Source organism: Burkholderia sp. AU33423, assembly GCF_002223135.1.
GTDB lineage: Bacteria > Pseudomonadota > Gammaproteobacteria > Burkholderiales > Burkholderiaceae > Burkholderia > Burkholderia lata_D.
Genome location: NZ_NKFH01000005.1, coordinates 469,142 through 490,720 on the forward strand (window position 1 = coordinate 469,142; position 21,579 = coordinate 490,720).

The window sequence follows — 21,579 nt, forward strand, 5'->3', positions numbered from 1 at the left end:
AAAAAACAGTGTTTTGTGCAAGCCCGCAATGCAGAGCGTTGTACACGAATAACTTCGGAGACAGCCGGCCGGCGCGAACGCCCCGCCGGCCATCGGTCAGCACCATGCGAATTCTCATCGCGGAAGACGACAGCATACTCGCGGACGGCCTCACCCGGTCACTCCGCCAATCGGGCTATGCGGTCGACCACGTGAAGACCGGTGTCGACGCCGATACCGCGCTGTCGATGCAGACATTCGACCTGCTGATCCTCGATCTCGGGCTCCCGAAAATGCCCGGGCTCGACGTGCTCAAGCGCCTGCGCGCCCGCAATTCCAATCTCCCCGTGCTGATCCTGACGGCCGCCGACAGCGTCGACGAGCGCGTGAAGGGGCTCGACCTCGGCGCCGACGACTACATGGCCAAGCCGTTCGCGCTCAACGAGCTCGAGGCGCGCGTGCGCGCGCTGACCCGGCGCGGCGCGGGCGGCGGCCCGACCGTCGTGCGCCACGGCTCGCTCGCGTTCGACCAGGTCGGCCGGATCGCGTATGCGAACGATCACGTGCTCGACCTCTCCGCCCGCGAGCTCGGCCTGCTCGAGGTGCTGCTGCAGCGGATCGGCCGGCTCGTGTCGAAGGAGCAGCTCGTCGACCATCTCTGTGAGTGGGGCGAGGAAGTCAGCAACAACGCGATCGAAGTCTACGTGCACCGGCTGCGCAAGAAGATCGAACCCAGCGGCGTACGAATCTCGACCGTGCGCGGCCTCGGCTATTGCCTCGAAAAGGTCGCGCCCGCCGCGCCGGCCGACACGGCAGCGCCCCAGCCCGCGGTGGCCGGCACGCCGCTGCGCTGAACCCGGGCGTCGCCGCGATGGCCACGCCGGCCCATACCCGCCCCCCGACCGGCGCGCCGTCGTCGGCCGCCGACGAAGCGCGCGACGCGCGCTACGAGAACCCGTTCGCGCCGCCCGACGAAACCGATGCGCCCGAGGCGCCGCGCCCGCGCTCGCTGTTCGGCGAGATCCTCGACTGGATGCTCGCGCCGCTGCTGCTGCTGTGGCCGATGAGCATCGCCGTCACCTATCTGGTCGCGAAGACGATCGCGAACGGCCCGTTCGACCGCGCGCTCGAGACCAACGCCTATGTGCTCGCGCGGCAGATCCATCCGGTGAATGGTGTCGCCGAGCTGACGCTGCCGGAGCAGACCCGCGACTTCCTGCGCGCGGACAACGTCGACAGCGTGTACTTCCAGGTGCTCGGCACACGCGGCGAGCTGGTCGCGGGCGAAGCCGACATGCCGCTGCCGCGCGACGAGGACCGCCCGCCGCCAGGCGTCGTCATGTTCCGCGACGACCTGCTGCGCGGCAACGACGTGCGCGTCGCGTATACGACGGTCGCGCTGCCGCAATCGGGCAACCCGCAGCCCGTGCTCGTGCAGGTCGGCGAAACGCTGGACAAGCGCAACGCGCTCGCGAACGACATCATCAAGGGCGTGATCCTGCCGCAGTTCGTGATCCTGCCGCTCGCGATCCTGCTGGTCTGGTTCGGGCTGTCGCGCGGGCTCGCGCCGCTCAACGCGCTGCAGGCGCACATCCGCGCGCGGCGGCCCGACGACCTGTCGCCGGTCGAGGCGCAGCGCGCGCCGCCCGAGATCGAGCCGCTCGTCACGTCGTTCAACGACCTGCTCGCCCGCCTCGAACAGAACATGGCGCTGCAGAAGCGCTTCATCGCCGACGCCGCCCATCAGATGAAGACGCCGCTCGCGGGCCTGCGCACGCAGGCCGAGTTCGCGCTGCGCCACCCCGTCCCGCCCGACGTGCAGCGCTCGCTCGAGCAGATCGCGACGAGCTCCGAGCAGGCCGCGCGGCTCGTCACGCAGTTGCTTGCGCTGGCGCGCGCCGAGAACCGCGCGAGCGGGCTGACGTTCGAGCCGGTCGAGATCGCCACGCTCGCGCGGCGCGCGGTGCGCGACTGGGTGCAGGCCGCGCTCGCGAAACGGATGGATCTCGGCTACGAAGGCCCGCCGGACTCGACGGACGACACGCCGCTCGACGTCGACGGCAATCCGGTGATGCTGCGCGAGATGCTCGGCAACCTGATCGACAACGCGATCCGCTACACGCCGGACGGCGGCCGCATCACGGTGCGCGTGCGCGCCGAGCCCGCGGCGCGACTCGTGCATCTCGAAGTCGAGGACACGGGGCCGGGCATCCCGGCCGCCGAACGCGAGCGCGTCGTCGAGCGCTTCTACCGGATCCTCGGCCGCGAGGGCGACGGCAGCGGCCTCGGACTCGCGATCGTGCGCGAGATCGCCACGCAGCACGGCGGCACGCTGACGCTCGACGATCATGTGTACCAGCACGCACCGCGCCTCGCCGGCACGCTCGTGCGCGTCAGCTTGCCGCTGGCCGAAACCGCCCCGGATTAACCCTGACGTGCGCCGCCGCAGCACGCCCCGACTGGGTCAAAATCTGAGATTTACCAGAAGTTCAAAGCACTTCGCGCCACGATGGGCGCACGAAACAATCGATTCGGCGCGGGTTAACCTGCAGTCGTTTTGCACGCGCGAGTCAGTCGGCCGTAAGTTTCCGTACCAATAATCCTCGACAGGCCCGTCCACCCAAGGCGGCCGCACATCTATATCAAGGGACTTGGAGACGACTCATGGCAACGTTAGGCGGGCAAATTTCCCACTCGCCGATGACGGGCGAAGAGAAGAAAGTGATCTTCGCGTCGTCGCTCGGCACCGTGTTCGAGTGGTACGACTTTTACCTGGCCGGCTCGCTCGCGGCCTACATCAGCAAGAGCTTCTTCTCCGGCGTCAATCCAACCGCCGCCTTCATCTTCACGCTGCTCGGCTTCGCGGCCGGCTTCGCGGTGCGGCCGTTCGGTGCGATCGTGTTCGGCCGCCTCGGCGACCTCGTCGGCCGCAAGCACACGTTCCTCGTGACGATCGTGATCATGGGCCTCTCGACGTTCGTGGTCGGCTTCCTGCCCGGCTACGCGTCGATCGGCATCGCCGCCCCCGTGATCTTCATCGCGATGCGGCTGTTGCAGGGCCTCGCGCTCGGCGGCGAGTACGGCGGCGCGGCGACCTACGTCGCCGAGCATGCGCCGGCCAACCGTCGCGGCTTCTACACCGCGTGGATCCAGACGACCGCCACGCTCGGCCTGTTCCTGTCGCTGCTCGTGATCCTGGGCATCCGCACGCTCATCGGCGAGGAAGCGTTCGGCAGCTGGGGCTGGCGCGTGCCATTCGTCGCGTCGATCCTGCTGCTCGCGGTGTCGGTGTGGATCCGGTTGCAGTTGAACGAATCGCCGGTGTTCCTGCGCATCAAGGCGGAAGGCAAGACGTCGAAGGCGCCGCTGACCGAAGCGTTCGGCCAGTGGAAGAACCTGAAGATCGTGATCCTCGCGCTCGTCGGCCTGACCGCCGGCCAGGCCGTCGTGTGGTACACGGGCCAGTTCTACGCGCTGTTCTTCCTCACGCAGACGCTGAAGGTGGATGGTGCGAGTGCGAACATCCTGATCGCGATCGCACTCCTGATCGGCACGCCGTTCTTCCTGTTCTTCGGCTCGCTGTCGGACAAGATCGGCCGCAAGCCGATCATCCTCGCGGGCTGCCTGATCGCGGCACTGACCTACTTCCCGCTGTTCAAGGCGCTCACGCACTACGCGAACCCGCAGCTCGAGGTCGCGACGCAGAAGGCGCCGATCACGGTCATCGCCGATCCGGCCGCCTGCTCGTTCCAGTTCAACCCGGTGGGCACGTCGAAGTTCACGAACTCGTGCGACGTCGCAAAGAGCGCGCTCGCGAAGGCCGGCCTGAACTACGAGAACGTCGCGGCACCGGCTGGCGCGACGGCCCAGATCAAGGTCGGCGACACGGTGATCCCCGCCTATGAAGGCAAGGCAGCCGACGCGAAGGCGCAGGGCGCGGCGTTCGACAAGACGCTCGCGTCGACGCTGAAATCGGCCGGCTACCCGGCGAAGGCCGACCCGGCGCAGCTCAACTGGCCGATGACGATCGTGATCCTGACGATCCTCGTGATCTACGTGACGATGGTCTACGGCCCGATCGCGGCGATGCTGGTCGAGATGTTCCCGACGCGGATCCGCTACACGTCGATGTCGCTGCCCTATCACATCGGCAACGGCTGGTTCGGCGGCTTCCTGCCGGCCACCGCGTTCGCGATCGTCGCGGCGAAGGGCAACATCTACTCGGGCCTCTGGTATCCGATCGTGATCGCGCTGGCCACGTTCGTGATCGGCCTGCTGTTCGTCAAGGAGACGAAGGACTCGAACATCTACGCGCAGGATTGATGGCGGGTGCGCAGCGGGGACGGTCGGCGGAAAGTCGCCTTCCGGGGACCGGCTCCCGCCCGCCATGAAGGCCGGCACGGGCCGCCGGCAACTTTTTTCGGGAAAGATGGAAAAAGGTATTGACAGCCGACCGTCCGATCGACATAATTCAAGTCTTCGGCGAATTAGCTCAGTCGGTTAGAGCGACGGAATCATAATCCGCAGGTCCGGGGTTCGAATCCCTGATTCGCCACCAAATGCGAGAGCCGCTGTTTCGAAAGGAACAGCGGCTTTTTCATTTGCATCTTCCGATGCGCCGGTTCCGCTTTCACGAGCCGACCTTCGCGCCGCCTCGGTCGCGCATCAACACCGCCCTGCTTCGCAGGCACAATGACGCCGTCCAGTACACGGCCGACGTCACCCGATGATTCCGAGCATCCCCGACAAAACATGGCGCACCGCCGCCCTCGCCCTTGCGGCGGTCGCGCTTTGCTATACCGGTGCCGGTGCGCCGACGCTCTCCCGCCTGCTCGACCCCGCCGTGATCAGCGAAGGCCTCGCCCTCAAACCGATCACCTATCACTGGCTCAATCACGTCGACCGCGCGATCCCCGAGGCTGACCTGTTCGCCAGCCGCTTCTACGTACTGGCGCTGGCCTCACTCAACGCCATGGCCGCGCTGTTTGCACTTGACGCCCATCGCAGCCGCAGGCGCTTCGCGCTCGTGCTCGGCTGGGCCTTCGTCATGCTGATCGTGCTCGTCAACGCGCAGATCCAGGCGTTCTACAACGTGGGGTGACCGATGAAGCGGCGCATCATGATCGTCATCGCCACGCTGCTCACGCTGATCGGGCTCGTGTTCGTCGCCGGCACGTTCGTCAACCTGTCGACGCCCGACCAGTTGCATCGCCTGCTGAGCTACGACTACATGAGCTTCGCGGACAGCCTCGTCGAACGCGACCCGGGCGATTTCGCCAACAGCTTCTACGTCGGCGTGGCGCTGATGCTCGTCGGCGGCACGCTCTTCATCCGGATCGAGCGCACCCGCACGGCCGCCCGAATCGTCACGTCGCTGCTGTTCGCACTGCTCGCCTTCAGCCTCGTCTACGCGTGCCTGAATCCGCGCATCGGCATACTGCCGTCCTGACCGGCGCCATCCGCGCGGCCAATCACGCACACCGCCCCCCGCTGCGAAGAACCGAGCGCACTACTTAGACCGAACCGGGTCATAAACGCTGTCGATACGTTGATACGTATAGGAAATCTTCTTGTACTCGGGATCGTAAAGGCGCTGATACGCATGATCGCACGCGTCATCCAGCTTCACCGGGTAACTCGGCGGCCATGCCGCGATAGGCTGACACGTGAAATCGTCGGCGCCCGCGCCGTTCTTTTTGAAACGCAGGACCATCAGGCTTTCCTGAATCTCCTGTGCCGCCTTTTCGTAGTAATGCTTGTTGTTCAAGGCAACGCCGACCGGAAAATAGTCCGATTCGAGGCCTTCCGCCATTTCCGGCTCGGCCACCATGACGGCAGCCTTGCGCAGAAAGGCTTCGGCCGCCCCCGGATCCGACTCCATCAAGCGTCGTCCCTTGTATTCGTAGGCCACCGCCACGACGGGAAGCTGACCGGGCGTCGGATGCTCGCCCCACCACGCGATGATCTGATTGAGGCTGCGCACGAAGAGCTGCTCAAACTCGTCCGAGTTGGACTGAGTCACATGCAACGGTAACCGGCAGTCGATCACGCATTCCGCGACGACCGGCGGATCGCCCGCTTTCCACCGCTTCCAGGTTTCCTCTTTGCGCGCATTTTGCCGGTGCTTGTCGATTGCGTCGGACACCAGCGCATAGGGTGCGAGGACCACCATCGCGGCTCCCCACGCAAGATCGCACGACGTCGAATGATTGCCGGAAAGGATGTTGCTGCAGTCTTTCGAGCATGCCCCGAGCGCCAGTGCGCACAGCAGGCACGCCAGGCGTCGAATGATCGTCATGGACTTCGACACGGTTCCCTCTCCCCGGTGATCGTGAGCATTTCTCGTGGCTGCAGTCAGCCCGGCCGCAGCCTCTCCACGGAATGCGGAAAGCCGCTGCGCGAATTTAACGAATCGGCCGGTCAAAAGATATCTGTCGGGGTTGCCAGGGGCTCAACCACCTCGGGCGGAATTGCCGCACGAAAAATACGGCGAGAAAGGTGAAACGCCGGTCAAACGACAGATCGCTCGAGTCGTGAAGGCCCCAGCCTGCATGCCCGGTCGGGTACAACGCGCTTCGCACGCGTACCCGGCCGCATCGCCATCACATCTCTTCCAAGCATCGATGCGCTCGCGCATGCACGTCAGCGCGGACGTCGCACGCCATGCAGCACTTCACGCCGCCACCGCCCCTCTCTGCACCTTCGCCGCCTGCGCCCCCACCCGCCCACGCCAGTTCTCCCCACCTTCCAGCGACGGCGTCGACTCGAACACCTCCGCGATCCAGTCGGCGAACACGCGCACCTTCTGCGACAGATGCCGGTTGTGCGGATAGACGATCGAGATCGGCTTCGGCTTCGGATTGCAGTCCGGCAGCACCTCGACCAGCGAGCCGTCGAGCAGGTTCGGCAGCACCATGAACAGCGTCGGCTGGATCATCCCGAACCCTTCCAGCCCGCACGTCACATAGGCATCCGAATCGTTGACCGTGACGGTCCCGTTCATCCGCACCTCGAACGGCTTTCCGTCGATCATGAACACCCACGGAATCGCCCGCGCGCCGTGGCTCGATCGAAAGTTCACCGCATGATGCTCGGCGAGATCGGCAATCTCGTGCGGCTCGCCGTGACGCGCGAGGTAATCGGGCGACGCGCAGGTCACGCGCTTCAGCATCCCGATCCGCCGCGCGACCATCGACGAATCCTCGAGCGGCCCGACCCGGATCATGCAGTCGATACCCTCCTCGACCGGATCCACGTAGCGGTCGGAGAGCCCCAGTTCGAGCGTGATGTCCGGGTAGCGCTGCCGGAAAATCGACAGCGACGGCAGCACGATGCGCCGCCCGAGCGAACTCGGCATGTGGACACGCAGCACGCCGCTCGGCTTGCGGTTGCCGGTCTGGAAACTCGCGTCGGCCTCCGCGATCTCCGAGATGATCTTCATGCAATGCTCGTAGTACGCCGCCCCCTCCGGCGTCAGCGACAGCCGGCGCGTCGTCCGGTGCATCAGGCGCACGCCGAGCAGCGCCTCGAGATTCTGAATGATGGTCGTCACCGACGCACGCGGCATCGCGAGCGTGTCGGCCGCGCGCGTGAAGCTGTTCGCGTCGACGACGCGGGTAAAAACTTCCATTGCCTGGATTCGGTCCATGCTGCTCCCCCCTTCGAATCGCCAACGAAACAGAATAGAGCGCGCGGCGGGCGCGGCACAAGCCCCCACCTATTGTTCTCCGATCCTGAATAGTTTCTGCGTTTCGGACTGGAAAGCGATCGATTTCCGCTCAGTCCCGCGCGGCGATCGCTCCGGCCCCACTCGGTCGCTGCCGCACGCGGGGCGTTACGGCACGAATCGCTCGCGATACCCCTGCGGCGATACACCCAGCACGCGCACGAAACAGCGGCGCAGCGTCTCCTCCGAGCCGAAGCCGCAACGCGCGGCGATCCGCTTGACGGGCCATACCGTTTCGCCGAGCAGGCGTTGCGCCGCCTCGACGCGGATCTGCTCGACCGCGCGCGCGGGCGTGCGGCCGGTGCCGGCGCGGTAGTGACGCACGAAGCTGCGCTCGCTCATGCGCACGCGCTCGGCCAGCGCGGGCACCGACAGGTCGGCCGTCAGGTGCTCGGCCATCCATGCGTGCAGTTCGCCGAACCGGTCGTCGGTGCGCTGCATCGACAGCATCGTGCTGAACTGGGCCTGCCCGCCCGGACGCTTAAGGAACACGACGAGTTCGCGCGCGACGTCGAGCGCGGTTGCCCGCCCGAGGTCCTCCTCGACCAGCGCGAGCGCGAGATCGATGCCGGCCGTCACGCCGGCCGAAGTCCACAGCGCACCTTCGCGGATGAAGATCGGATCGGACTCGACGCGCACGTTCGGATAGCGCGTCGCGAATTCGTCGCAGCGCGCCCAGTGCGTGACCGCGCGCCGCCCGTCGAGCAGGCCGGCCTCAGCGAGCAGGAACGCGCCGGTGCAGACCGATGCCACACGCCGTGTGCGCGCCGCCTGCTGCCGTACCCAGCGCACGAGCCGCGCATCCTTCGATGCCGCATGCACGCCCTTGCCGCCGGCGACGATCAGCGTATCGGGGTGGCGCGCCGCCGAACGCAGCGATTCCGCCATCACGACCAAGCCCGACGACGTCTCGACGGGCCCCGCCTCGGCCGCGATGACGCGTGGCGCATACGGCGCCAACTGGCCGCGCTCCAGCGCGAGCTCGTTGACGGACGCGAACACCTGCAGCGGCCCCGACACATCGAGCAGTTGCGCACGAGGAAACGCGAGGACCAGGATCGAACGCGGGGCGGCAGGCATGGCGATTGGCTGAAAACGTGGGAGATATGGCAATTTCGCCAAACACTACGCGCCTAGAATCGATCTGTCCATCCCGTGCCCGCAACGGTTCGCTCCCCTTCCTCTCGGAGTCTTCGCATGACCCTGCATATCGGCTTTCTCGTGTTTCCGGGCGTCCAGCAACTCGATCTCACCGGCCCGCACGACGTGCTCGCGTCGCTGCCCGACGCCACCGTCCACCTGGTCTGGAAGTCGCGCGACACCGTCGCGTCGAGCAGCGGGCTCGCGCTCGCGCCGACCTGCACGTTCGACGACTGCCCGCCGCTCGACGTGATCTGCATTCCGGGCGGGATCGGAATCAACGCGCTGCTGCTCGATGCCGAAACGATCGCGTTCGTGCAGCAGCGCGCGGCCGCCGCGCGCTACGTGACATCGGTCTGCACGGGCGCGCTGCTGCTGGGCGTGGCCGGCCTGCTGCGCGGGCGGCGCGCGACGACGCACTGGGCGTTCCACTCGCTGCTCGAACCGCTCGGCGCGGTGCCCGTGCGCGAGCGCGTGGTGCGCGACGGCAACCTGATCACGGGCGGCGGCGTCACGGCCGGCATCGACTTCGCACTGACGATCGCCGCGGAACTGGCCGGCGACGAAGAAGCGCAGGCGATCCAGCTGCAACTCGAATACGCGCCCGCCCCGCCGTTCGACGCCGGTTCGCCCGACACCGCGCCGGCAGCGGTCGTGATGCGCGTCACCGAACGTTCGGCCGCCGGTTTCGCGACGCGCAAGGCGACGATCGAACAGGCGCTGCGCGCGATGTCGCGCTGAATGCGGACGCCGGGAAATTGACGCGAAGATTGGAAGACGACGCGCATCCGCGCCGGAGAACCCATCGATGAACATCATCCGCAGCGCCGCGTTCACCGCAGACCGTGCATGGGGCGCGCTCGACATCGCGAACCTGAACGGCATCACGGTCCGCCTGCACTGGACCGACCAGCCGTATCGATGGCATGTGAACGACGGCGAGGAAGTGTTCGCGGTGCTCGACGGTCGCGTCGAGATGCGCTATCGCGAAGCAGGCGTCGAGCACGCGACGGTGCTCGAAACGGGTGACGTGTTCCACGCGTCGGCCGGCACCGAGCACGTCGCGCATCCGCTCGGTGAAGCACGCATCCTCGTGATCGAAACCGAAGGCAGCGTCTGAGATCGGGCGGGCATTCCGCCTGCGTTGCACACGCGGAACGCCCGCCTGCACGGCGGGTTCTATCCGGAGTTCGTCCCGCTGCGACGCGACGAGTTTGGGCCGCGGCGCGCACCGACACGGGCACAGGTCGTGTTCGAGCGCGACGACCTTGCCCATCACGGTCACGTGCGCTCGCCGCCGTCCGACACGATCACGCGAAGCGGCTATGGCAATGGCGGCACGTGCGGGCGCGAAGGGCAATCGCATTGCGCAATGCAACCCGATATCGCCAGAACAACTCTCGTACAATTCCTAAAATTGATTTAGTACAAGTACGAAAATCAACCCACATAATTCAGTCAGCCCGATTATCTCAATAAATTTCCAGCCAATTATCCCGAAAATCTGGCGCGAAAAAATCACGCGAGCACGCCCGTCAAACAACGCCCACAAGGCTTCAGCGCGCCACAAAACCTTTCAGAATCTCGCCGCCTCCACCTTGAATTCTTACCCGGTTCGATAAAACACAATTGCCTCATGGCGTTTCGTTAATTAAAAAACAGAGGAATACAATTCAATAAAGATAAATTCACTGATCAACATCAAAAAACATGGATGAACTCCAGTCGATGCGCTTGTTCGTCAAGGTCGCCGAAATGCAGAGCTTCGCAAAAGCCGCCGCCGACCTGCACATTTCCAACTCGTCCGCCACCCGCCTGCTCCTGAGCCTGGAAAACCGGCTCGGCGCGCGCCTGCTGAACCGCACGACGCGCAACCTGTCGCTCACCGACGCCGGACGCCTGTATTTCGAGCAGGTGCGCCGCTTGATCGACGAGATCGATTGCGTCGAAGAGAGGATCGCATCGCTGAATCATGAGCCGATCGGCTCGCTCAAGATCGTTGCGCCCGTGATGTTCGGCATCCAGATGCTCGCCCCGGCGCTCGACACATTCAAGCGCCAGCATCCCAAAGTCGTGCCCGAAGTGACGGTCGTCGACAGGCATGTCGACCTCGTGTCGGAAGGATTCGACGTCGGGCTGCTGATCACGCAGCGCATCACCGGCGCCAGCACCGTGCGGCGAGTCCTCACGCGATTCGGCCTCGTCATCTGCGCGTCGCGCGAATACGTCGACCGGCATGGTCAGCCCGTGCATCCGCGCGATCTCGAGCATCATGCGTGCCTGCTGTTCCAGTCGGACTACGCGGGCGAATCGGTGTCGTTCGACCTCGGCAATATGCGCTTCGCCGTGCGCCCGAACAAGTAGGCAGCATCGAACAACCTGGGCCTGATCCGGCAATTCGCCTTGAACGGCATGGGCGTCGCGATCCTCCCGCGCTTCCTCGTCGAGGACGACCTCCGCGACGGCCGGCTGCTGCCGCTGCTCGGCGGCTATTGCGTCGACGATCTCGAGATGAACATCGCGTATCCGAGCCGCCGGCACTTCCCGCGCAAGACGCGCCTTTTCGTCGATCACGTGATCGAATATTTCACGTGCACGCACCCAAACCCCGAGCTCACTTATCCGGCCTGCCGTTCCGGCAGCCCGTCGGACACCCAGGAACCGCCGGCCTGAACCCGGTTCGGCCGCCGCCTGCGCCGCATGGCTGCATTGCTGGCGTGCACCGAGCGCGTGGTGCGCGACGGCAACCTGATCACGGGCGGCGGCGTCACGGCCGGAACCGACTTCGCACTGACGATCGCCGCGGAACTGGCCGGCGACGAAGCAGCACAGGCGATCCAGCTCCAACTCGAATACGCGCCCGCCCCCACAGGCGCTGCGCGCGATGTCGCGCTGAATACGGACACCGGAAAATTGACGCGAAGACTGGAAGACGACGCGCATCCGCGCCGGAGAACCCATCGATGAACATCATCCGCAGCGCCGCGTTCACCGCAGACCGTGCATGGGGCGCGCTCGACGTCGCAAACCTGAACGGCATCACGGTCCGCCTGCACTGGACCGACCAGCCGTATCGATGGCACGTGAACGACGGCGAGGAAGTGTTCGCGGTGCTCGACGGTCGCATCGAGATGCGCTATCGCGAAGCAAGCGTCGAGCACGCGACGGTGCTCGAAACGGGCGATGTGTTCCACGCCACGGCCGGCACCGAGCACGTCGCGCATCCGCTCGGCGAAGCACGCATCCTCGTGATCGAAACCGAAGGCAGCGTCTGGCGGCCGGCGGCCGTGCGTCGATGCCGCGCGGATGGCAACCGCCTCCGCGCGGCGGGTTTCATCCGGTGATCGTCCCTGTGGCCTGCGACGCGATCAGCTTCGGCTGCGGCGTGCACAGGCACTGGCACAGGTCGTGTTCGAGCGCAACGACCTTGCCCATCACGGTCATCGTCCGCTCGCCGCCGTCGGACACGATCACGCCCGGCGACTTGCAGGCGGCGCAGAACACCGGCGCGCCGAGATAGGCGAGTTCGCGTCCGTCGAACGACGAATTGGCGATCCCTTCGAGCACGACGCCGCCGTGGTCGGTCGTGTCGCCCTTCAGAATGAATTTGCGGCTCATGTTGTCGGTTCTTCCCTCGGAAATGCCGTGCATCGCGGCAGCGCGCAGGCAGTCGGAATCTGCCCGTCGATCGCGGGCGTCCCGCGAGCATATCACCGCTCGTCGCAGCCGCCTCCCGGATCAGGCGCCGTGCCGTATGCCGCCGGCCGCCACCACTCAGACGAACAGCGCGAGACACAGTGCGGCGCCGCACAGATACGTACCGAGCGCGCCGACGAAACGCATGGGATTCGGGTTGGCCATCGTCGGCCACGCGAGCAAACCGATCACGAGCAGGCAACGGCACGCGGTCGCCGCGACGATCAGCGCCAGGATCGTGCGCGATGGATCGTGTGCGCCGAAGTAGAGAAACAGCACCGCGAGGAACGGCGCGTATTCGGCCGTGTTGCCGTGCGCGCGCACGATCTTGTGCAACCCGTTCGCCGGATCGGCCGCACACCCGGAACCGGTGGTGCACCGGAAGCGCGTCACGGACACGACGAGCCCGAGCCCGAACAGCAGCAGCCCGAGGATGGCCGTGCAAACGAGCGCGACGGGGTGGATCGGCATGGGACTCCCGGCAAAAGCGGAAATGCGCCGCATATCCCGCGATCGTACCCGTGACCGACCCGCGCGACCATCACGGAAACCCGCAGCATCGCCGTGCGCCGGACACAATTTTACGGTCGGGTTCCGATCCCAATTGTCGCTCCGACGCACCGCACGAAACCGGTGCATTGCCCGCCTGCCCGGCCTTCCGGGCCGGCCAGCCGACCCATCCCGCCACACGCGCGCCCCCGGCACGAAACGCGCAAACGTTACGCTGCGACGGCATGCACCACTGCAGCGCGACGCGGGTGACAGCGCGTCCCAGGCACGTGCGTTGCGCCCACGCATCTCGGTAGTGAACGTCCTTGGCAGCCCGCTGCGGAGGACTACACTAATCCTTAATGGGGTGCGGCCGGAGCCCGCGCCTTCAGGGAGACGCCGCCATGAATCGGCCGCTGAATCGTATCGTGCCGCGCGTGACCGGTCCCGCATCGGTCTGGACGTGGGTCAAGTGGTCTTTGCTGGCCGCGCTGCTGATCGCCGTGGCGATCGTTGCACGACTCGTGCAGAGCGAGATCGAAACGTCCCGGCTGCAGGCGCGCTACCTGTCCGAGCTCACCCGCGACGTCGGCTACACGGTCGAGACGGGCCCGAGCGATCACATCCGCTTCCCCGCGAACGGCCCATACGACCAGCGCCTCGGCTACGCGATGATTCCGGCGTTCCAGGAGCGGCTGCTCGCGCGCGGCTTCGTCGTCGGCAAGCAGGCGCGCGATTCGCAGCGGATGCTGTCGCTCGGCGAGCGCGGATTGTTCCTCCCGTTTGAAGAAAAGGATCAGGCGGGCCTGATGCTGTTCGACTCGACCGGCGCGCCGCTGTTCGCGACCGTGTTCCCGCAGCGCGTCTACGCCGATTTCGACCTGGTGCCGCGCGTGGTGGCCGATTCGCTGCTGTTCATCGAGGATCGCTACCTGCTCGACGCGAACCAACCGAACCGCAACCCGGCAATCGACTGGGGGCGCTTCGGCCGCGCGGTCGCCGACCAGGCGCTGCACGTCGTCAACCGCCATCAGGCGCGCCCGGGCGGCAGCACGCTCGCGACGCAGATCGAGAAGTTCCGCCATTCGCCCGACGGGCGCACCGCGACGCCACCCGAAAAGCTGCGGCAGATCGCGTCCGCGTCGGTGCGCGCGTACCTGAACGGCCCGCAGACGATGCTCGCGCGCCGCACCATCGTCGTGCGCTACCTGAACTCGGTACCGCTCGCCGCGCGGCCGCATATCGGCGAAATCACCGGCCTCGGCGACGGCCTCGCCGCGTGGTACGGCCGCGACTTCAACGACGTGAACCGGATCCTGTCCGCGCCGACGACCGGCGACAACGTCGACGAACAGGGCAAGGCGTTCCGCGAGGTGCTGTCGCTGATCATCGCGCAGCGCGCGCCGTCGTACTTCCTCAACAGCGGCTACCCGGCGCTGCAGAAGCTGACCGACAGCTACCTGCGGCTGCTGTCGAACGGCGGCGTGATCTCGCCCGCGCTGCGCGACGCCGCGCTTGACGCTCAGATCGAACGCAGCGCGCCGCCGGCCGCCGCGCACGTGCAGTCGTTCGTGTCGCGCAAGGCCGTGACGTCCGCGCGCGCGTCGCTGCTGTCGGCGCTCGGCATCAGCGACCTGTACCAGCTCGACCAGTTCGACCTGCAGGCGACCAGCACGCTCGACAACGGCGTGCAGCAGGCGGTCGCCGAACGGCTCGCCCAGGCGTCGACGCGCGACGGGGCGCAGAAGGCCGGCCTGTACGGTTACGAGATGCTCGCGCCGAAGGACGACCCGTCGCACCTCACGTACAGCTTCACGCTGTACGAACGCCGCAACGGCGCGAACCTGCTGCGCGTGCAGACGGACAGCGTGAACGAGCCGTTCGACGTGAATCGCGGCGGCCGCATCAACCTCGGCTCGACCGCGAAACTGCGTACGCTGATCACCTACCTGCAGATCGTGTCCGACCTGCACGCGCGCTACGCGAACCTGTCGAACGCGGAGCTGGCGCGCGTGAAGCCCGACCCGATCGACGGGCTGTCGCGCTGGGCGCTCGACTACTTGTCACATACGCGCGACCGCTCGCTGCAGGCAATGCTCGACGCGGCCGTCGAACGCAAGTATTCGGCGAGCCCGGACGTGTTCTACACGGGTGGCGGCGCGCAGGTGTTCTCGAACTTCGAGAAATCGGACAACGGCCGCATCCTGACGCTGCACACGGCGTTCGAGCATTCGGTGAACCTGGTGTTCGTGCGGCTGATGCGCGACATCGTCCACTACGAGACGCTCCAGGCGGCCGGCCCGTCGTCATCGTGGCTCGGCGATCCCGACCAGCGCCGGCATTACCTGCAGCAGTTCGTCGACGGCGAAAGCCAGGTCTACGTGAAGCGCTACTACACGCGCTATGCGGGCAAGGCGCCCGACGACGCGCTCGCGCTGATGCTGAAGGACGTGCGCAAATCGCCGCCGAAGATCGCGACGGTGTTGCGCAGCGTCGCGCCGAACGAATCGCTCGCGTGGTTCGACGCGCAGATGCGCGTGCAACTGAAGGGCACGCCGGCCGCGACGCTGTCCGACGACGATCTCGCCAGGCTCTACGCGAAGTACGCGATCGACCGCTTCAACCTCAACGATCGCGGCTACATCGCGAGCGTGCATCCGCTCGCGCTGTGGACGCTCAACTACCTGCGTGCGCACCCGGCAGCGCCGCTCGCCGACGTCCAGCGCGACAGCCGCGATGCACGCTTCTACACGTATTCGTGGCTGTACAAGACGCGCTACCACGCGACCCAGGACCGCCGCATCCGCCGCATGGTCGAGCTGCGCGCGTACGCGGAAATCACGAAGTCGTGGCGTGCGCTCGGCTACCCGTTCGCGGAAGTCACGCCGTCGTACGCGGCCGCGATCGGCGCATCGGGCGACCAGCCCGACGCACTCGCGAAACTGATCGGCCTGATCGCGAACGACGGCCAGAAAGCACCGACCGAGACGATCACGCGGCTCGACTTCGCGAAGGGCACGCCGTACGAAACGCGCTTCGTGCGCGCGACCGCGCAGCCGCAGCCGACGCTGTCGCCGGAGATCGTCAACGTGGCGCACACGCTGCTGCGCGACGTCGTGCTCAACGGCACCGCGCGCCGCCTCGCGGGCGGCTTCACGCTGCCCGACGGCAAGACGCTCGACGTGTACGGCAAGACGGGGACGGGCGACCAGCGCTTCAACGTCTATGCGCGCGGCGCGCGGCTGATCGAGTCGCGCAAGGTGAACCGCAGCGGCACCTTCGTGTTCGTGCTCGGCGACCGGTTCTTCGGGGTCCTGACCGCAACGGCGCACGAGCCGTATGCGGCGCGCTACGACTTCACGAGCGCGATGGCCGTGCAGCTGCTGAAATCGATGGCGCCGGCGCTCGCGCCGCTGATCGAGCGCCCGGCCGGCACGCGCACCGCGGGCCCCGCCCCGCAGGCGGAGACGCCCGCGCCGGGCGCCGCTACCGCGCAACCGTCCTGACGGCCGCGCGTCCGTTCATGCGCCGGTGCGCCGCTCAGTGCGAGCGGCCGTCGTAGTGCGTGACCGGCAGCGCGTCGATATCGACACCCTCGAGACAGCGCACGTTGATCGCGGCCATCGCGGTGCCGTTCGGGTGGACGCCCTCGCCGAACGTGTGAATCCCGCAGCGCTTGCAGAAGCGGTGCTGGATCACGTGCTTGTTGAACATGTAGGTGGCGAGATGTTCGTCGGGCGTGAGGAGCGTCATGTGGTCGCGCGGCACGAACCACATCAGCGCGCCCTTGCGCTGGCAGATCGAGCAGTTGCACGCCATCACGCCCTGCAGGTCGCCTTCCGCCTCGAACTTCACGTCGCCGCAGTGACAGCTTCCGCGATAAAGCATGGTCGTCTCCCGGTGCGGCCCGTGCGCATCGACGGCGCCCCGGCGGAACACCGTTGGCCGGGCCGATCCATGCAGGTACAGTAGCGCGCACATGCGCCGCACGCAATGTCCGTGCGGCGCCCGTCCCGACCCTGCCCAAACCAAGGAAAACCGTCATGCTCGAACTGCGCCCCGGCTGCGAATGCTGCGACAAGGACCTGCCGCCCGATTCGGCCGATGCACGCATCTGTACGTTCGAATGCACGTTCTGCGCGACCTGCGCCGACGACGTGCTGAAGGGCCGCTGCCCGAACTGCGGCGGCGACCTAGTCGTGCGCCCGCGACGGCCGGCGAGCCTGCTCGCGAAGTACCCGGCGTCCACCGAACGCATCCACAAGCCGGGCGGCTGCGCGAACGCCTGACGGCGCCGTACGGCCGGCCCCTCCCCGTCACGACATCTCGATCCGTGCGCGCGTCACCGCGAGCAGCGCCGCCATCGCGCGGCGCGCACCGTCCTCGTCGCGCACGCGGATCGCGTCGCTGACGGCCGTGTGCTCGGCGAGCGACGCGTTGTACACGTCCGCGCGGCGCGCATTCAGATGCAGTTGCGCCTCGAGCGTGCGATCGATCAGCGTGCCGAGCGGCACCAGCAGTTCGTTGCCGCCGGCCTCGAGCACGCTCAGGTGAAAGCGCAGGTCGGCGCGCACCCATTCGTCGACGTTGCGCGCGGCGGCCATCGCACGGGCCGCGCCGTCGATCGCGTCGAACGTCTCCGGCGTATGCATGCGCGCGGCAAGCGCGGCCGCGTACGGCTCGACCATCTCGCGCATTTCCTGCAGCTTCAGCGCAAACGCGATCGGCGGCGCGACACGCGCGTACCAGTCGAGCAGGTCGGCGTCGAGCAGGTTCCATACGCCGCGCGGCCGCACGCGCGTGCCGATCTTCGGCCGCGACTCGACGAGCCCTTTCGACGTGAGCGTACGCAGCGCCTCGCGCATCACCGTCCGGCTCACACCGTACATCACCATCAGGTCGGGTTCCCTCGGCAGCAGCGACTCGGGCGGGTAGTCGCCGCGCAGGATCGCCGTGGCGAGCCGGAAGGCCGTTTGTCCATGCAGGTCGCGTCGAATGATCGTTCTCCGTTATGCCGGTACCCGGGCGTGCCGGCTGCCCACTATCTGCACAATAGTGCTATTAATACTATTTTTTAACGGGCTGCGCTAGGATAACCATGAAAGCACGCGACCGTGCGCCGCGCCCGACTGCCCGCGCCGGTCAACCCTGGAGACTCGCACCGTGAAAATCACCCGCCTCGAAACCTTCGTCGTCCCGCCACGCTGGCTGTTCCTCAAGATCGAAACCGACGAGGGCATCGTCGGCTGGGGCGAGCCGATCGTCGAAGGTCGCGCGCACACGGTCGAGGCCGCCGTGCAGGAACTGGCCGACTACCTCGTCGGCCGCGATCCGCTGCTGATCGAGGATCACTGGCAGGTGATGTACCGCGCGGGCTTCTACCGCGGCGGCCCGATCATGATGAGCGCGATCGCGGGCGTCGACCAGGCGCTGTGGGACATCAAGGGCAAGCACCACGGCGTGCCCGTGCACGCGCTGCTCGGCGGCCAGGTGCGCGATCGCATCAAGGTGTATTCGTGGATCGGCGGCGACCGGCCGAGCGACGTCGCGAACAATGCGCGCGCGGTGGTCGAGCGCGGCTTCAAGGCCGTGAAGATGAACGGCTCCGAGGAGCTGCAGATCGTCGACACCTACGACAAGGTCGAGCAGGTGATCGCGAACGTCGCGGCGGTGCGCGATGCGGTCGGCCCGCATGTCGGGATCGGCGTCGACTTCCACGGCCGCGTGCACAAGCCGATGGCGAAGGTGCTCGCGAAGGAGCTCGACCCGTACAAGCTGATGTTCATCGAGGAGCCGGTGCTGTCGGAGAACGCCGAGGCGCTGCGCGACATCGTCAACCAGACCAACACGCCGATCGCGCTCGGCGAGCGGCTGTACTCGCGCTGGGATTTCAAGCACATCCTCGCGGGCGGCTACGTCGACATCATCCAGCCGGACGCGTCGCACGCGGGCGGCATCACCGAGTGCCGCAAGATCGCGACGCTCGCGGAGAGCTACGACGTCGCGCTCGCGCTGCACTGCCCGCTTGGGCCCATTGCACTCGCCGCGTGCCTGCAGCTCGACGCGGTCAGCTACAACGCGTTCATCCAGGAGCAGAGCCTCGGCATCCACTACAACCAGGGCAACGATCTGCTCGACTACCTGCGCAACCCCGAGGTGTTCCGCTACGAAGACGGCTTCGTCGCGATCCCGCAGGGCCCGGGGCTCGGCATCGACGTGAACGAGGAGAAGGTGCGCGAGATGGCGAAGACGGGGCACCGCTGGCGCAACCCGGTGTGGCGTCACGAGGACGGCAGCGTCGCCGAGTGGTGAGCGCAATGCGCAGCGCGCGGCTGCGACCCGCGCGGTCAGTATCGATTCGACAACGGCTGCCCGACGGGCAGCCGTTTTTGCATGCGCAGTGTGGTGTCCGGCACGTGCCGGGTGCGCGACGGCGGCCTTGCGCCGCGCCGCGCGCGCCCTGCCGTCAGCCGAGTGCCGCGAACCCCGGCACGCTGAACGACAGCACGGCGGCCGCGACGAACACGCCGATCATCGTCAGCGCTTCGAGATGCAGGATGTTGCGGAACGTGTGCGCATCCTCGGTCGACGCGGTGCGGCGCAGGCGCGGCAGCGCCGCGAAGCGGTTCAGGCCGCCGAGCACGAGCGCAAGCGCGACGAGCAGCAGCTTCAGCAGCAACACGCGCCCCCACGTGCTGCCGTCGAGCGGCACGAGCGAACCGCCGAGCCCGCGGATCGCATTGAGTGCGCCGGTGCCGAGCAAGAAGACGACCGCGACGATCGACGTGCGCGACAGGTGCTGGCCGATGCGAATCAGCGCACCGCGCGCGACCGACGAACCGAGCGCCGGCAGCACCGCGAGCCCGCCCGCGAGCACGAGGCCACCCCACACGGCCGTTGCGAGCAGGTGCAGCGTCTGCACGCCGACCGCCGCGGACAGCGCGCCCGTATCGGCCGCATGGCCGAGCGACGCCTTGCCGGCCGCGACCACGATCACCGCGAGCCACAGCACCGCGTGCGCGGCCGGGCCCTCCGGCTTCGCCAGCGCGACGATCGCGAGCACGACGGCGCCGGCGAACGCGACGCTCCACGCGAAGCCCGTATGCGTCTGCATCAGCATCACGGGAATCGCGGCGAACGCGCCGCCGAGCCCCGCCCCGCTCATCGTCGCCGCCTCGTAGACGAGCCAGCCGAGATCCGCGAGCACCAGCGCCAGCGCCGCCGCGACGAGCGAATGTTGCGCGCGCAGCCATGCGGGATGCGACGGCGCGACGACCGGACGCGCACCGTCCTTGCCGAGCCATGCCGTGAGCAGCGCCGAGCCGACCGCCATCGCGAACGCGGCGTCCATCAGCGCCGCGAGCGCGACCTGACCGATCCACAAGCTGTCGAACTTCATCGCGCACACCCTCCCGAAAGCGGCAGGCCGACGGAGCGACGGCAACGGGAAGGACAGCGTGAGGAAGGCAACGGCACGGTAGAAAACGTCATCGATGAATCCGGAAACGGGAGAAATGACAGGACCTGCGGCGGAGGCGGCGCCGCGCGACCCGCGAGTGTACGGTCTTCGATGGTGAAAACGCACGCCGGTTCACACCGACACTTCGCAATGCGCGTCAAATTGTCGCAAGTCGCAAACGGACAGGAACCGATGTCCTTTTGCCAAATAGCCGTCATTACCCATCGATGATAGAATGCCGCGTCGCAGCAGCCCGGCTGCCTTGCCGTCATGCGCCGAGCCGATCGTAGCCCGGACAACAGGTCCCCGTCGAATAAACATGGAGTCTCGTGTGTCTTCAAGACGCCTCTTCCGTCCGCTGCTCGCCGTTCTGATGTTCGGCAGCGCGGGCCTTATGAGCGCTGCCCAAGCGCAGACCAAGCCCACGGAGCAAGCGCACGCCCAGCAGGCGCCGCTCAAGGCGCCCGATACCATGGCCGAGCGCGTGCGCGGCTGTACGGCCTGCCACGGCGTCCATGGCCAGGGCACGGACAACGACTACTTCCCGCGTCTTGCCGGCAAGCCGGCCGAGTACCTGTACAACCAGCTCGTCAACTTCCGTGATGGCCGGCGCAAGTACCCGCCGATGAACTACCTGCTGACGTACCTGAACGACGACTACCTGCGTGAAATGGCCGAGCACTTCTCGGCCGAACGCCCGCCGTACCCGGCGCCGGCGAAGCCGACGCTGCCGGCCGCGACGCTCGCGCGCGGCAAGCAGCTCGTCACGCAAGGCGACCCGTCCCGCAAGCTGCCGGCCTGCGTGGCCTGCCACGGCGCGACGCTGACCGGCATGCAGCCGGCGATCCCGGGCCTGGTCGGCCTGCACGCCGACTACCTGAGCGCGCAGATCGGTGCATGGCGTTCGGGCAACCGCCACGCGAAGGCGCCCGACTGCATGCATGAAGTCGCTTCGAAGCTTTCCGACGAAGACGTGACGGCCGTGACCGCATGGCTCGCCGCGCAACCGGCGCCCGCCAACCCCGTGCCGGCTCCGGCGCGTTCGATGAAGACTCCGCTCGCCTGCGGCAGCGAACCGCAATAAGGCAAG

At 67.0% G+C, this 21,579-nt stretch carries 19 protein-coding genes, 1 tRNA gene and 4 pseudogenes; 15 read left to right on the forward strand and 9 right to left on the reverse strand.

Translation table 11 applies throughout. The features are described from left to right. The first annotated feature begins 104 nt into the window (after positions 1-104). The 6 genes from CFB50_RS14700 (at position 105) to CFB50_RS14730 (ending at position 5,428) form a co-directional block, all read left to right on the forward strand. Positions 105-833, forward strand: a complete 729-nt coding sequence (locus tag CFB50_RS14700) for a response regulator transcription factor (RefSeq protein ID WP_041492943.1) — start codon at positions 105-107, stop codon at positions 831-833. A gap of 17 nt (positions 834-850) precedes the next feature. Beyond that, complete coding sequence (locus tag CFB50_RS14705; protein ID WP_089446338.1) at positions 851-2,407, forward strand: sensor histidine kinase; 1,557 nt, start codon at positions 851-853, stop codon at positions 2,405-2,407. Between the two features lie 236 nt (positions 2,408-2,643). Beyond that, positions 2,644-4,302 carry an MFS transporter gene (locus CFB50_RS14710; RefSeq protein WP_069248773.1) on the forward strand — a complete coding sequence of 553 codons (1,659 nt, stop codon included), beginning with the start codon at positions 2,644-2,646 and terminating at the stop codon, positions 4,300-4,302. A gap of 158 nt (positions 4,303-4,460) precedes the next feature. Continuing rightward, a tRNA-Met gene (locus CFB50_RS14720) sits at positions 4,461-4,537 on the forward strand. Between the two features lie 168 nt (positions 4,538-4,705). Then, entirely contained in the window at positions 4,706-5,080 is a 375-nt protein-coding gene (locus tag CFB50_RS14725) for a hypothetical protein (RefSeq protein WP_089446340.1), read from the forward strand. An 18-nt stretch (positions 5,081-5,098) separates the two neighbouring features. After that, positions 5,099-5,428 (forward strand): hypothetical protein, encoded by a 330-nt coding sequence (locus CFB50_RS14730; RefSeq protein WP_144020656.1) that lies wholly within the window; start codon positions 5,099-5,101, stop codon positions 5,426-5,428. A 60-nt stretch (positions 5,429-5,488) separates the two neighbouring features. On the opposite strand, the gene CFB50_RS14735 is transcribed toward CFB50_RS14730, so the two are convergent. The 3 genes from CFB50_RS14735 to CFB50_RS14745 form a co-directional block, all read right to left on the reverse strand. After that, positions 5,489-6,289, reverse strand: coding sequence for a hypothetical protein (locus CFB50_RS14735; protein WP_144020657.1), 801 nt, complete (start codon positions 6,287-6,289; stop codon positions 5,489-5,491). A 363-nt stretch (positions 6,290-6,652) separates the two neighbouring features. Further along, positions 6,653-7,627, reverse strand: a complete 975-nt coding sequence (locus tag CFB50_RS14740) for a LysR family transcriptional regulator (protein ID WP_069248776.1) — start codon at positions 7,625-7,627, stop codon at positions 6,653-6,655. Positions 7,628-7,813: 186 nt separating this feature from the next. Then, positions 7,814-8,785, reverse strand: a complete 972-nt coding sequence (locus CFB50_RS14745) for a GlxA family transcriptional regulator (RefSeq protein ID WP_089446343.1) — start codon at positions 8,783-8,785, stop codon at positions 7,814-7,816. Positions 8,786-8,902: 117 nt separating this feature from the next. Between CFB50_RS14745 and CFB50_RS14750 the strand changes: the two genes are divergently transcribed. After that, entirely contained in the window at positions 8,903-9,586 is a 684-nt protein-coding gene (locus CFB50_RS14750; RefSeq protein WP_089446344.1) for a DJ-1/PfpI family protein, read from the forward strand. Positions 9,587-9,653: 67 nt separating this feature from the next. Continuing rightward, positions 9,654-9,965: a cupin domain-containing protein gene (locus tag CFB50_RS14755; RefSeq protein WP_089446345.1), complete on the forward strand. Its 312-nt coding sequence runs from the start codon at positions 9,654-9,656 to the stop codon at positions 9,963-9,965. 78 nt (positions 9,966-10,043) lie between these two features. Here the strand turns inward: CFB50_RS14755 and CFB50_RS40000 are convergent. Next, positions 10,044-10,159 (reverse strand): annotated as a pseudogene (locus CFB50_RS40000) (PAAR domain-containing protein); the annotation flags it as partial. A gap of 414 nt (positions 10,160-10,573) precedes the next feature. On the opposite strand from CFB50_RS40000, the pseudogene CFB50_RS14760 reads away from it, so the two are divergent. The 3 pseudogenes from CFB50_RS14760 to CFB50_RS14770 all read left to right on the forward strand — a co-directional run. After that, positions 10,574-11,518: pseudogene (locus tag CFB50_RS14760) on the forward strand (LysR family transcriptional regulator). A gap of 51 nt (positions 11,519-11,569) precedes the next feature. Beyond that, positions 11,570-11,812, forward strand: a pseudogene (locus tag CFB50_RS40520) (DJ-1/PfpI family protein); the annotation flags it as partial. Then, positions 11,809-12,117: pseudogene (locus CFB50_RS14770) on the forward strand (cupin domain-containing protein); the annotation flags it as partial. The pseudogenes CFB50_RS40520 and CFB50_RS14770, both read left to right, overlap by 4 nt. A gap of 61 nt (positions 12,118-12,178) precedes the next feature. On the opposite strand, the gene CFB50_RS14775 reads toward CFB50_RS14770, so the two are convergent. Next, positions 12,179-12,463 (reverse strand): PAAR domain-containing protein, encoded by a 285-nt coding sequence (locus tag CFB50_RS14775; RefSeq protein WP_048242675.1) that lies wholly within the window; start codon positions 12,461-12,463, stop codon positions 12,179-12,181. Between the two features lie 156 nt (positions 12,464-12,619). After that, on the reverse strand, positions 12,620-13,012 hold the full coding sequence (locus CFB50_RS14780; RefSeq protein WP_089446346.1) for an MAPEG family protein: 393 nt from the start codon (positions 13,010-13,012) through the stop codon (positions 12,620-12,622). Positions 13,013-13,434: 422 nt separating this feature from the next. Between CFB50_RS14780 and CFB50_RS14785 the strand changes: the two genes are divergently transcribed. Further along, complete coding sequence (locus CFB50_RS14785) at positions 13,435-16,536, forward strand: transglycosylase domain-containing protein (protein ID WP_089446347.1); 3,102 nt, start codon at positions 13,435-13,437, stop codon at positions 16,534-16,536. A gap of 34 nt (positions 16,537-16,570) precedes the next feature. On the opposite strand, the gene CFB50_RS14790 is transcribed toward CFB50_RS14785, so the two are convergent. Next, complete coding sequence (locus CFB50_RS14790; protein WP_089446695.1) at positions 16,571-16,918, reverse strand: GFA family protein; 348 nt, start codon at positions 16,916-16,918, stop codon at positions 16,571-16,573. A 155-nt stretch (positions 16,919-17,073) separates the two neighbouring features. On the opposite strand from CFB50_RS14790, the gene CFB50_RS14795 reads away from it, so the two are divergent. Beyond that, the gene (locus CFB50_RS14795; RefSeq protein ID WP_069248784.1) at positions 17,074-17,319 is read left to right on the forward strand and encodes a DUF1272 domain-containing protein; all 246 of its coding nucleotides are present in this window, start codon (positions 17,074-17,076) and stop codon (positions 17,317-17,319) included. 27 nt (positions 17,320-17,346) lie between these two features. Here CFB50_RS14795 and CFB50_RS14800 read toward each other — a convergent pair whose 3' ends face one another. Beyond that, complete coding sequence (locus CFB50_RS14800; protein ID WP_083265915.1) at positions 17,347-18,030, reverse strand: FadR/GntR family transcriptional regulator; 684 nt, start codon at positions 18,028-18,030, stop codon at positions 17,347-17,349. 163 nt (positions 18,031-18,193) lie between these two features. Between CFB50_RS14800 and dgoD the strand changes: the two genes are divergently transcribed. Then, the gene (gene dgoD, locus CFB50_RS14805; protein WP_011353101.1) at positions 18,194-19,342 is read left to right on the forward strand and encodes a galactonate dehydratase; all 1,149 of its coding nucleotides are present in this window, start codon (positions 18,194-18,196) and stop codon (positions 19,340-19,342) included. Between the two features lie 154 nt (positions 19,343-19,496). Here dgoD and CFB50_RS14810 read toward each other — a convergent pair whose 3' ends face one another. Then, positions 19,497-20,429 carry a CopD family protein gene (locus CFB50_RS14810; protein ID WP_089446348.1) on the reverse strand — a complete coding sequence of 311 codons (933 nt, stop codon included), beginning with the start codon at positions 20,427-20,429 and terminating at the stop codon, positions 19,497-19,499. Between the two features lie 379 nt (positions 20,430-20,808). Here CFB50_RS14810 and CFB50_RS14815 point away from each other — a divergent pair, with 379 nt between their 5' ends. Then, on the forward strand, positions 20,809-21,573 hold the full coding sequence (locus CFB50_RS14815; RefSeq protein WP_046544481.1) for a c-type cytochrome: 765 nt from the start codon (positions 20,809-20,811) through the stop codon (positions 21,571-21,573). The last annotated feature ends 6 nt before the right edge of the window (positions 21,574-21,579 follow it).

Excerpts from the sequence above, each read along its gene's own strand:
- CFB50_RS14815 (WP_046544481.1), top strand. The coding sequence starts at position 20,809 with ATGGAGTCTCGTGTGTCTTCAAGACGCCTCTTCCGTCCGCTGCTCGCC.
- CFB50_RS14795 (WP_069248784.1), top strand. The coding sequence starts at position 17,074 with ATGCTCGAACTGCGCCCCGGCTGCGAATGCTGCGACAAGGACCTGCCG.
- CFB50_RS14755 (WP_089446345.1), top strand. The coding sequence starts at position 9,654 with ATGAACATCATCCGCAGCGCCGCGTTCACCGCAGACCGTGCATGGGGC.
- CFB50_RS14785 (WP_089446347.1), top strand. The coding sequence starts at position 13,435 with ATGAATCGGCCGCTGAATCGTATCGTGCCGCGCGTGACCGGTCCCGCA.
- CFB50_RS14740 (WP_069248776.1), bottom strand. The coding sequence starts at position 7,627 with ATGGACCGAATCCAGGCAATGGAAGTTTTTACCCGCGTCGTCGACGCG.
- CFB50_RS14725 (WP_089446340.1), top strand. The coding sequence starts at position 4,706 with ATGATTCCGAGCATCCCCGACAAAACATGGCGCACCGCCGCCCTCGCC.
- CFB50_RS14750 (WP_089446344.1), top strand. The coding sequence starts at position 8,903 with ATGACCCTGCATATCGGCTTTCTCGTGTTTCCGGGCGTCCAGCAACTC.
- CFB50_RS14790 (WP_089446695.1), bottom strand. The coding sequence starts at position 16,918 with ATGCTTTATCGCGGAAGCTGTCACTGCGGCGACGTGAAGTTCGAGGCG.
- CFB50_RS14780 (WP_089446346.1), bottom strand. The coding sequence starts at position 13,012 with ATGCCGATCCACCCCGTCGCGCTCGTTTGCACGGCCATCCTCGGGCTG.
- CFB50_RS14775 (WP_048242675.1), bottom strand. The coding sequence starts at position 12,463 with ATGAGCCGCAAATTCATTCTGAAGGGCGACACGACCGACCACGGCGGC.
- CFB50_RS14700 (WP_041492943.1), top strand. The coding sequence starts at position 105 with ATGCGAATTCTCATCGCGGAAGACGACAGCATACTCGCGGACGGCCTC.
- CFB50_RS14745 (WP_089446343.1), bottom strand. The coding sequence starts at position 8,785 with ATGCCTGCCGCCCCGCGTTCGATCCTGGTCCTCGCGTTTCCTCGTGCG.
- CFB50_RS14710 (WP_069248773.1), top strand. The coding sequence starts at position 2,644 with ATGGCAACGTTAGGCGGGCAAATTTCCCACTCGCCGATGACGGGCGAA.
- CFB50_RS14810 (WP_089446348.1), bottom strand. The coding sequence starts at position 20,429 with ATGAAGTTCGACAGCTTGTGGATCGGTCAGGTCGCGCTCGCGGCGCTG.
- CFB50_RS14730 (WP_144020656.1), top strand. The coding sequence starts at position 5,099 with ATGATCGTCATCGCCACGCTGCTCACGCTGATCGGGCTCGTGTTCGTC.
- CFB50_RS14705 (WP_089446338.1), top strand. The coding sequence starts at position 851 with ATGGCCACGCCGGCCCATACCCGCCCCCCGACCGGCGCGCCGTCGTCG.